Raw genomic sequence first — 11,042 nt, forward strand, 5'->3', positions numbered from 1 at the left:
TGTGAAACCAGTTTTATAAAATTTATTACTTAGTAGACTCCGCAAGTAATTCAGTTAATTCCTGATTATTCGTTAAGGTATAATGCAAATAGCTGCATTGCATAACATAGTAGTGTTTTTCTCCTAGCTTGGTGAGATTTCCTGTAAGCTTATCCTCTAAATCATCCTTCAAATCGTCTAATGTTAATGTAAGTCTTCTCCTTGTTAGCCTTCGTCTGAACTCAATTACATCTTCTACAGTAGACTTTACAACGTAATCTAAATGGTCTAGCCATTGTTTTTCTAACTTAAATACTCGATTTAAGCTGGCAACACGGCGAGATGGCATACCAGCCTTGTCTTCAATCTTGACCTGTCGTTTACCAACTTGATTGCGGCTGACTATTACATCAACTTGGCTAATTGCGGGATTAGCGTATGGGTGAAAGGTATTTACTAAAGGTTCTTTACTTGGGTCATCGATAGGATCTCTGTCACCCTTCATACTTCGGTTACAATCAAGGCACAGCGGCACAAGATTCGCATAATGAACTGATAAAAATGGATAAATTGATTTAGGAAAAAAGTGATCCGCATCGCTATAAACTTTGTTTTCTATCTTCGGAGAACGACGACCATCGCAAGCTGGACACACTTCTAACTTGGAATTAGCGCTCCAAAAAGATGAAATAAATTTATCTCGATTAAATTTTTGAGTTTGCCCATGAATAGCTGAAGGAAAACCAGATGCTAGAAGGTCTGTATAGAATGCTGTAAGTAATGCCTTCACTACCTTTTGAACTGTAAGGCTAAGTTCTCCACGGTACTTAAAGTTAAAATTAGGGTCATTTAAATGTTTATGAAATTGTATGTCATGGTCGAAAGCATCCATGATTTTTGCACTCATCGTAGAGTGGCGTTCTATATATCTAATAAGTTTCTCTAATGCTTTATGAAATTTTGATTGAGCCTTCTTGCCACTTTTACGCTTAGTCCATAACTTTTCCCATAGCCACTCACCAATCTCATCGCCGAACTCTGTTTTAAGTTGGCTCTCTGTAATTGGTAAGGAGGCACTAGAACTACAAGCAAAATTTAATAATTTACGTTGAAATGAAACAATTCTTTCCAGTTGGTTAACGCAACTAGGAAAATTAATTTTATGAAACACTAGATTCCCTTTCTCGTAATGCTCTTAAACGACGACGAAACTCAAATTCGTAATATCCGGGGCCAATCTTTTCTTTAAGAACTTCTAAGGTTTCAGTCACGCTGACATCTTCTTTATCTCGTTTTCTTTGGGTATACCTACGAATTGATTTCAAGACTCTGAGTATTTGTTCGTCAAGCTGTTCAGAATCATTACCATCATATTGATGAGGTAACTCTTGGACAAATTCTCTAAGTTGCTGAAATTCTGGTAGCTGAAGAATTGTAGTACGCTCACTATCAATTACTGCCCAAACAGTTTGTACATGATCTGGGTGGGCAGCTAGCATCAACACTAGATCCAAGAACTCTGTAGCACGCTTGCCTACGCTCTCAGGGGCATCAAAAATATCAATCATAATTTCATTGGGTGAAGCTCCGAAGGTGGTTATTCTTGGCTCAATGATGGCGATCGCACCATCAATTTCATTTTTATAGAGCAGAGTTATCTCGGTATCAAAGACATCTGTGAGTGAGATACTGGAGTGAGTGGAGATGATGACTTCACTGTTATTATCTCTTAAGCTGGTATCAATTATATCAACGATTTCACGTTTCCAAACGTCGTTGAAGTGAGTTTCTGGCTCATCTAGAATCATCAGGGCATCGTTTTCGCCCCGCAGCAGTTGAAATAATGCCATCCGTCCCAAAAATACCCGTTCACCGTCACTTAGCCAGTTGTAAAGCAAAACATCTTCGACATTACGTTTGCAGAAGGTCATCGTTAAGTCTTGGAGCCAGCCTTGTTCTTGCCACGATAGCAGCTGCTTAAAGATATCAAAGGGTGTGATTTCATCGATCGCAGTATCGAGTTTGTCGCAGATTGCTCGGATGAGTGCCGCGCAAGTGCTGGTATCGATATCGGTTTGATTTGGCAGGGAGCGACGCAGGTCAAAGACGAGTTTCCGGCAATCGCTCGGAACAGGTTCGCGGATGACGGCAGTGGCTATAGGGTAGAGACGAGTCAGTACGCGGGTCTGCTGAGAAAAGTGGGTAGGTTGAAAGAGAATCTGAAAATTGACGCTAATCAACCAAAGCCAGTCAATTTTATTGAACAGTCCCCGCAGCCCAGTCATCGGTTCATGATTTTGGATAGCTTGCTCGATGCGATCGCGGTAAGCTTGTTCTGCTTGTTCGGTGGGCATTTCCTGAAAGTCTTTTCGCGCTTGGTGCAGCGCAACAGCAAAGAAGACAAGTTTAAGTGCTTGGGGAGAGACATAATAGCCGATGCTCCGAGTTTGCGCTCCTTCAGCACTTGGCTCTAGCTCTGGTAGAGGTTCTAATCCTTCCTGTTCTCGATAAGGTTTTTCTTGACCCAGATCCCAATTAGGAGGACGTTCTTCTTCAGGGGTAATTTCCTCAAACACAGCATCAGGTAAATTTTCACGTTCAGTCTGCTGATTGGCAAACAGGGTTGACCAAGTTTCGGTTGCGCCGGAAGTGTAGGCTAACAGAACTTTAGGCAGATAGGGACGAATGGCACTACCGAGTTGATTGCCGCGAATAAGGAGCAAAATTCCCGGAACATCATTTTCAAAATTTTCGGTGGAAATGTTTTCTAGGTCTTCCCAGTCTTGATCCTCTAAGCGTCGTTCCAATACAGCGAAGATGGCTGCGGATGAAGCGGTCTCCTGTGGATAACGGAGATATATAGTTGCAGAGCGATTTTCTTCTCCAATTTTGTCCAGGTCGTAGGCAAATGTAACCCGAAAAGGTGGTAGTTGATTTCTTTCCAGGCTGAGAAAAATTTCTGAGAGGGTTTGCAGTAGTTGGGTTTTGCCAGTGCCGTTTACGCCAACTACAAAGCGAATAGCGCATTTACGCCCCAGGATTTGTTCCTGGTTAAAGGTAGTGATTAGTTCGTGTAATGGCGGTGTTCCCCAGAGATGTAAGTAGCGTAACCTCACACAGCATCCTTCTCTAATAATGCATCATCACTATACCGGGTATCATCATACTGGTTTAAGTTACGATAAGCCGATTCATAGTGTAATCCACTAGACGTAGGAGTGGGCAAAGTTACAGGAACAATAAGTCCGGCAGCAGCTAATAACTGCAAGCTCTTGTGACCAATGTTGCGGGGAATGGAATATTTTTCTTCCAGGTGTTCGGGAGTAAAATAGGCAGTTTCTTGAATTACCAATTCATAAATTTTCCATTGGCTCTTGCTTAAGCTTCGTAAAAGTTCATCGCGATCGCGGTGCAGTTCCGATATCTTAGTTTCGCTTGCTTCCTCGTCCGCCAGTTCCTCCGTATCCACAGGCTGAGATATCTGGAGCAGTTGATCCCGCTCTGCTGCTGCGAGTTCCGACTGATGCTGTTCTCGCCAACTTGCAGTCAATTCACCTGTAAAAGCTTGGGCAAGAAGAGATTTGAAGAGACTATCTAATTTATTTGCAGAGTTTTCCTGGTCATCGTTCTGCTCCCACAGTAATTTTACTTTTTCCTCAAATTCATCCTGTAGAGGTTTAGGTGGTAGCTTTACTTGAATATCTAAAAATTTATCTTGAGAAATATTTCGCATTGAGCTACTTGTACCAGTTGATCTATTACCGATTTCTAGTCTGAGTTTTGGTGTATTTAATAATGCCCATAAAAAATACACATTAACTTTTGGTTCCTTGTGTAAAACTACCTTCCACAATTTATCAGAACGTAATAAACCTCTTCGTGTATTACGAACAATAGCAGATGCACCAACAAGCTCCTGCGTATTCGCTCGACTAATTATTAAATCTCCATTTTCCACCTCGTAATCAGTTGGAAATGAAAGATTATCAGGTAATTCTTTATTTTCCTCTGGTTTAAATACTCCTTGAGTAACCGCACTAACCTTTAGAACACCCAATTTTCCTTCTCTAGCAGGCTGAGAGCTAGCTGCAAAACTCTTCCCAGGACTTAGTTTTTTAATGACATCATTCAATCTGCCCTCTTCCCAAGAATTATCAACTTCTCCAAATGTTTCTTCAAAGATTGAGGGCAAAATTTGTTTTGTTTTGTCATTTGCTTGTTTTCGCAAACAACGAATTTCGTCGGCTTCCCGCAGAATATCAATAATTCGTCTTTGTTCCGGCAATGGTGGCAGAGGGATCGGAAGTTTAGATAGTTCTTTACTATTTATGTTAGCTTGAGCAACTGACCTACTCATCTTATCAATATATTTGCGATAAGACAGTGAGCGCATGAAGAAACCAATATAATCCGGATATGCTAAATCTTTCCTGATGCGAAATCTGATTAAATAAGATGCAAAAACCCAGGGTTCGTTGGAACTTTGATAAACAAAACTGCGACCAACACTACCACTACGAGCTATTATAATATCTCCAGGTTCAAGAACATATTTAGCTACATTCTGTGTGTTTTTAGATAAATACTTTGGATTTGCTAAATTTACATTGCCATCATCATTGATATCAGATATTCTTAAATATAGAAATCCTTTACCTTCTTGTTCAGCACTTGCATTCAATCCATATTGAATTAAAGAAGAGAGTTCGCCTAATGTTATTATTTTCCAATTTGATAGTAATTCTTTTAAATCAATCATTTCTTACCCTCTATCATCGAGAGTAAAGAATTTAATTTAGATTGAATTATACTCTCTAAATCTTGCAACTCAGAAATAATTTGTGCTGGAGTGTCGTATTTTTCAGTGCCTAATGTAAGTGGTTTATAACGCCCAGCAGACAAATTGTGATCATTTCCAGAGATATCTTCCGTAGAGGATGACCAGTTTTTAGGCTCAGTTAATTCTTCAGTTTCCAGACCTTCAAAAATATCAACTGGAAAGGTGACAACGGCAAACAAGAAGTGATAGCCAAGACTGAAGAGCCAAAGTTTCAGTTTTTCAGAATTAATGGGCTGTTGTTTCTGGATTTGTCGAAGTGATTTGTACCACAGGTGAAATAGAACCTTAATCTTTTTGATTTTGTCATTAATTTCGCGGTCTTCAGGCTCCTCGGAGCGGAATATCTCAGTTTCGATAATCGGTCTAGCATAAGAAACCGATCGCCTTTTGGGTTCCATCGTCTGCCATTGCTTCCAGGTTTCGCCATCTACAAATGCTGGGGCAGATTCTTCAAATTGCAGCCGATATTTCAGTGTTAAATCCCATAGGTCATTTTCCTGTGGTCTAGGGTTACGCTTTGCATCCAGCGTTTCCCCATCCTTTGCTACCTCATAAAACCAAACCTCATCGGTTTTACCGCCCTTGTTAAACAGCAAAATCGAAGTTTTCACATTGGTATAGGGCTGAAACACACCTCCTGGTAACGAAATCACTCCTCTCAAAGTGTTTTCTGCAACCAGCTTTTCCCTCAAAATTTTGTGTGCTTTAGTTGAGCCAAACAGCACCCCTTCGGGTACAATTACTGCTGCTCTACCACCAATTGTCAAAAGCTGCAAAATCAGTTCTATAAATAGGAGTTCGGTTTTATTAGTTTTAAGATCCTGAAGTGTTTCACCAATATCTGTTTTATCTAAACTCCCTGTAAATGGCGGGTTTGCCAAAATCACGCTAAAATCACCCACTTCACCAGACTGAATCTTTTGATTAAACGCACTGCCTAGCGTATTTGCGTAGTTAATCTTCGGCTTTTCAATGCCGTGCTGAATCAGGTTCATCCAACCCAAACGCACCATCGTTTTGTCAAAATCGTAGCCATAGAGGGCGTTTTCTCGGAGATATTTATCCTGTTCAGTGGAAAGATGTTCACCCACCATATCTATGCGTTCAATATGATTATTATTTGGGTTATATGCTAAGTTAAATGGTGTTCCATCGGCTTCAAATGCCAGTCCTGCTGGATGTGTATGGGTCTTAAGAACGTGCTGATAAGCATTAACCAAAAATCCTGCTGTCCCACACGCTGGGTCACAAATGCGATCGTTCCATTGCGGATTCACCAGATCGCACATTACCCGAATGATGTGACGGGGAGTCCGAAACTGTCCATTTTTCCCAGCTTCGGCAATTTCACCTAGCAGATGCTCATAGATATCGCCCAGTGTGTCTTGATTGCGTGAAGGAATGAAAAGCTTGTCTATAGTGTCGATCGCCCGTCGCAGCAATGTTGCATTGGGAATCAAAAAGACTGCATCGCTCATCCGCCCCTGATGCTTCTCGCTCGTTTTTTGGTCTGCACTGTCTTCAGAACTTTCAGTTTCAGATTTTTGTACTTGTGGATCATCTGTATCCAGCGATCGCAACCAATTAAACACATCGCCCCGAACCCGCTCCAATAAAGCATCTCCTGATAGGTGCTTAAAATTGCTCCAGCGACATCGCTCTTCCTCTGGAATAAAGAGTTTCGGGTTCAAGTCCTCCAGCCGCTTTAAAAACACTAGATAAGTAATTTGCTCGATGGCCGCTAACGGGTTAGCAATCCCACCCGACCAAAAATAATCCCACAGTTGACGAATTTCTCGTTTTAGTTGCGGTGAAAGCACAGAACATTAATCAAAATTAGGACTAATGTATAAGCTTATAAGGTTACTACCAAGTTGTCATCTCAGCCACGTTGCTTAACCTTCCTACGCAACAAACTTATTGGAAAAGTTCAGAATTTCTTCCAGTTCTGCTTCTTCAAACAACCGATGCACTGCTCCAACTCGGCTAAACGGTGGTTGTTGCAAATGGTGAACTGTCAACCTTGTCCTTCGCAATATTGCGGATCGCATAGTTCTGAGAAAGTAAATTTGCTTGGCTGAAAAACCGGGATGGGCAGCAATAAACTCCTCAAACGCCGTAGAAATTTCTTCTTCCTGGCTAGTAATTTGAACTAATCCTAGAATATGACGCAGGAAATCTATGAGAGTAGCATTTGGGCGATCGTACACCTCTCTTAAGACATCTTCTGTCACAAACAGATCGGACTGGTTCAGCGTATGGGCAAGAGATTCGATCTCTTTGTCACTCAAGTTCTCACCCCGTATGAGCATTTGTATTGTGGGATGCTGCTCTGCTAGGGTTTTCACATGAGCTTCAACCTGCTCTCGATAATTTTCAGCAAAGGCTCCTTCCCCACTTGGCCCATAAATTACCCAGCGACGAGTAGCAATCTGATCGGGCAGATTTAGCTCAATTAAGTCTCTGCGGGGGCGCTGCCGAAACCGCATCAAAGAATCAAAGGTTGTCTGTAAATCCAAGATGCGATCGTAACTCAGATGTTGCCAAAATTTAGCACTCTTCATCCAGGCGAGCTTTTCCCGTTGTGCTTGAATATCAGGTAGGTTTGCGGGCAACAGCTTTAAGTCTTCGGTTATAGATTCTCGTTGCTTGTCGAGCAGATCAACTTGTCCGGCAAGGTAGGTAACGGCTAACCGATCTATTTTTACATCAAACGTCATTACAGGCAGGTTGATATCAGGCAAAAACCGCAACAAAGGTGCGATCGCCGTACTCAAATGCTCAACTTTAGCTTCATCTAAAGACTTCCAAGCACCAGCCGTAGCCAATTCTGCTAACTCCTGCAAGTGAGGACGCACGTTGATGTTATCAGTGGGTAATTGCGCCAACATTTGCTGAAGTTGAGTAATGGTGGCAGCGATCGCCTCTGTTTGTTCCTGACTTCTCAGTAGAGCAAGTTTTTCTAGCCGCAACCGAAACAATCGTACAGGTAATGGTTCTGTTGGACTAGCAATTTCTCCTTCTGGATTCATGTTGAAGTAAGCAAAATTGTTCCAGAAATCAATGATCAGAAAATCTGCCTTCTTTTCCCCTGTCTGTGGATCTGTCCACAATCGAGTCCCCCGTCCAATCATCTGCCAGAATTTCACCTGACTGAAGACAGGTTTGGCAAATACCAGATTTTGAATTGCAGGCACATCAATTCCTGTATCTAGCATATCCACCGAAATCGCCACTCGCGGCATATTCTTCCGCTTAAAATCATCCAGCGTTCGATCAGCCCGCTCCATGTGACTATCAATAACTTCTGCTAGTCCTCGTTTCTGCAAGTCTGGGTAAAGGCGATTGAAGCTCTTCCAAATCTCAACTGCATGACGGTGGCTCATCGCAAAAATGATTGTTTTGGCAGGCAGCGATCCTGTCGCATCTTTACGACATTTCGCCATAAATTCTTTAACCAGAGCATCGTTTGTACCTGCATTTGTCACCCGTCGCTCTAAGTCGCCTCCCTCAAAATTAAGTTCGCTCAGGTCGATCCCCTGTTCTTCTATTTGCCGCTGAAGTTCTGGGGGTAATTGCCCCGCTTTAATACCCTGAAGTTGAAAGGTCGTCTGTGCTTCTAGCGCTCGGTAGTTGACTAAATATCCTTCATCAACCGCTCTTGCATAGGGATAGTAAAAAGTCGGCAATCCATCTAGACACTTAAACAGTTCAAAAGTGTTGTGGTCAATATAATCTGTAGGAGTTGCTGTTAAGCCAAGCTGTAAGGCATCGAAGTGCTGAAACAACGCCTTATAGCGTCCGTAAATCGAACGGTGGCTTTCATCAGCAATGATTAGATCGTAGTAGCCAGGAGAAAGTTGCTGGAAAACTTTCATCATGCTGGGGTAAGTTGCTACATGAATTCGAGCCGTGCTATCAACTTCCCTACCTTCTATCCACGCTCTAGTTTCGTTAGGAATATGTTCTTTAAAGTTGCCTAGTGCCTGCCGCACAAGCTCCCGTCTATCTGCAAGAAAAAGAACCCGTTGTATCCATTTAGCACGCATCAATAAGTCTACTAAGGCAATTACGGTACGAGTTTTGCCTGTTCCCGTTGCCATTACCAGCAGAAACTTTCGCTGTCCCTGTTCTAAAGATTCAGTAACTCGCTTGATTGCTTCAAGTTGGTATAGACGATCAACAATATTTTTGCTAGCGCTAAACTGATTTAAAGGCACACGATACTGGCGCTGAAACGCAAGACGTGCCAAATCCTCCTCTGTAAAGAAACCGCTAACTATTCGCAGTGGATAACGCTCACGATCCCAAAAATAAATAGTTTCACCGTTGCAGAGAAAAATGAAGGGTTCAAATTTGTGTTTTTCTCGGATGCGGTCAGCATAATCGCTAGCTTGGCGCTTGCCAGCTAAAGCATCGCGACTGCTTCTCTTTGCTTCTACAATAGCTAATGGTTTCTTGTCTGGACTTACAAGAGCATAGTCAACATATTCGTTACCTACCCAGTAGGTTCCCTGACTTTCCTTAGCTTGCCTCAATGTATCCGAAAGTAGAAACTCATCCAACAGATTTCTTTGCTGAGTACTCCATCCAGCTTGAGCAAGTTGGCGATTTATGAGGTGTTGGCGAGTTTCAGCTTCTGAAGGATTACGAGACATTGCTCAGTTGACTAACTAATTTTTTATTGGTGAACTATTTTTAACTTGAGGCAGAATAAAAAGTACCAAGTTATAAAGGCGAGAGTTTACTTAGCTCTATCTTGCCCTTTCCTGCCCAATATATCAATAATTCAATTTTTTCCTCTCTGTGAACAAAGCGATCTGAAAAAATTATTTGAAAAATTTGCTCTCCTAATTTTGCTAAAAGAGAGTGATTATTATCACAAAACAGCAACTATATTTTTATACCTTAGAAAGACAAAACGAATAAAATGCTGTTCTGTTTGTAATTTATCTTTCAAACAAAGCCAACATCCGCCAAGATATGATTGCCTCAATCACTTGCCATTTGGCAATTAGGAAGGCTATGGGTATTGCTCCAAAAATTCCAACTCAGAGACACTGGGATGTATTGAACTCATATCTACAACCCTTAAAAGATTATCCAATGGAACTCGACGAGTTTCTGAGACATTGGGATGTGTCACGAGAAGAACTGGCTTTTATCTGTGACTGTTCGCTAACAACCGTTAATCATTGGTTTTCCCAAGGCGTTGACCAGAGGATACCAAGCGAGAAACATAAACAGCGCCTAGCATTGGCACACCACATCTGGACAGCAATCCAAACTGAACCAGAGTATCTGCAAAAGCTCCGGGATGTGTATCACCAAAAGCGACGCAGAAATCCTGCTAAATAGTCACTTGCCAAATGGCAAGTTTTTATTGCCACAGTGGCAAGGGAAAAGTTTAATATTATTTATCAGAATTCTTCTTGATTTACCGTTGTTGGTCAACTTGCACCCAAAAAGATTACTATGCCTGATCTGTTTTCCCAAATTCCACCAGTAGCGATGCCAGAGGTTATTCCCAGCGAATTACCTCAGCAGAGATTTCATCTCGGTGAATGGGTGCGCTGGTTTCAAGTACCCAACGGTGACTTTGGCCGCGTCATCGGAGTAATCTACACCCAACAAGCCAGTTGCATTGCCACTGGCTTACATTATTTGGTTCTTTTAGATGAACGCAGTCCCTCTTGTGACACCTGTAGCTGCGACTTCGCTTTCGAGAATGATATCGAACCCTTGGATAACTCATCCTTGGAAAGGTTTCAGGGCAATCATGTCTGAAGCTCAACAACATCAGCAGTTGCTAGAATTGCATAACCAAATCTTCATGTCCCCCCAAGATTTTAGCTATCGTTGGGGATTGGGTTACGAAGAATTAGCAAAAATCTGTGCCATCTCTAAATCTACGGCTTATCACTGGTTGGGTGGACAAGCCAGCCGCCGAGAAGCTGGATTACCTTATCAGAGAATTATGGCTGTGGCTGATTTTCTTTTCACCAACGCCGAAGTAATTCATCCTCTGTTGGAACAGTGGCATAATCCTCAATACCCGAATTAATCCTTCAGTTTTTGCAAATTGACAAAACTTTTCTTCATCACCTTGACTGACGTAAAAAATAGGTAGTAGGGTGCAATTTATCGTCACCAGCCTACCCACTGCTCCATGAACCGCTCCAGCAATGACTCCTATTACCTGCCCTCCAGTATTGAATTGACA

8 protein-coding genes are annotated in these 11,042 nt (G+C 42.0%); 3 read left to right on the forward strand and 5 right to left on the reverse strand.

Features of this window, described 5'->3' with window-relative positions; genetic code table 11:
* Positions 1-25: 25 nt before the first annotated feature.
* The 5 genes from F8S12_RS17400 to F8S12_RS17420 all read right to left on the reverse strand — a co-directional run bounded on the left by F8S12_RS17400 (position 26) and on the right by F8S12_RS17420 (position 9,477).
* On the reverse strand, positions 26-1,150 hold the full coding sequence (locus F8S12_RS17400) for a hypothetical protein (RefSeq protein WP_196517391.1): 1,125 nt from the start codon (positions 1,148-1,150) through the stop codon (positions 26-28).
* Entirely contained in the window at positions 1,140-3,095 is a 1,956-nt protein-coding gene (locus tag F8S12_RS42010; protein ID WP_196517392.1) for an AAA family ATPase, read from the reverse strand. The genes F8S12_RS17400 and F8S12_RS42010 overlap by 11 nt, the downstream gene beginning before the upstream one ends.
* Positions 3,092-4,738: a restriction endonuclease subunit S gene (locus tag F8S12_RS17410; RefSeq protein ID WP_196517393.1), complete on the reverse strand. Its 1,647-nt coding sequence runs from the start codon at positions 4,736-4,738 to the stop codon at positions 3,092-3,094. The genes F8S12_RS42010 and F8S12_RS17410 overlap by 4 nt, the downstream gene beginning before the upstream one ends.
* Positions 4,735-6,639, reverse strand: a complete 1,905-nt coding sequence (locus F8S12_RS17415; RefSeq protein ID WP_196517394.1) for a class I SAM-dependent DNA methyltransferase — start codon at positions 6,637-6,639, stop codon at positions 4,735-4,737. The genes F8S12_RS17410 and F8S12_RS17415 overlap by 4 nt, the downstream gene beginning before the upstream one ends.
* Before the next feature lie 84 nt (positions 6,640-6,723).
* On the reverse strand, positions 6,724-9,477 hold the full coding sequence (locus F8S12_RS17420; RefSeq protein WP_196517395.1) for a type I restriction endonuclease subunit R: 2,754 nt from the start codon (positions 9,475-9,477) through the stop codon (positions 6,724-6,726).
* Between the two features lie 325 nt (positions 9,478-9,802).
* On the opposite strand from F8S12_RS17420, the gene F8S12_RS17425 reads away from it, so the two are divergent.
* The 3 genes from F8S12_RS17425 to F8S12_RS17435 all read left to right on the forward strand — a co-directional run bounded on the left by F8S12_RS17425 (position 9,803) and on the right by F8S12_RS17435 (position 10,883).
* Positions 9,803-10,177 carry a hypothetical protein gene (locus F8S12_RS17425; RefSeq protein WP_196517396.1) on the forward strand — a complete coding sequence of 125 codons (375 nt, stop codon included), beginning with the start codon at positions 9,803-9,805 and terminating at the stop codon, positions 10,175-10,177.
* Positions 10,178-10,294: 117 nt separating this feature from the next.
* Positions 10,295-10,606 carry a hypothetical protein gene (locus tag F8S12_RS17430; RefSeq protein ID WP_196517397.1) on the forward strand — a complete coding sequence of 104 codons (312 nt, stop codon included), beginning with the start codon at positions 10,295-10,297 and terminating at the stop codon, positions 10,604-10,606.
* Complete coding sequence (locus tag F8S12_RS17435) at positions 10,599-10,883, forward strand: helix-turn-helix domain-containing protein (protein ID WP_196517398.1); 285 nt, start codon at positions 10,599-10,601, stop codon at positions 10,881-10,883. Before F8S12_RS17430 ends, F8S12_RS17435 begins: the two co-directional genes overlap by 8 nt.
* Positions 10,884-11,042: the final 159 nt, after the last annotated feature.

The sequence above is a fragment of the Nostoc sp. WHI genome (genome assembly GCF_015714725.1).
GTDB lineage: Bacteria > Cyanobacteriota > Cyanobacteriia > Cyanobacteriales > Nostocaceae > Nostoc.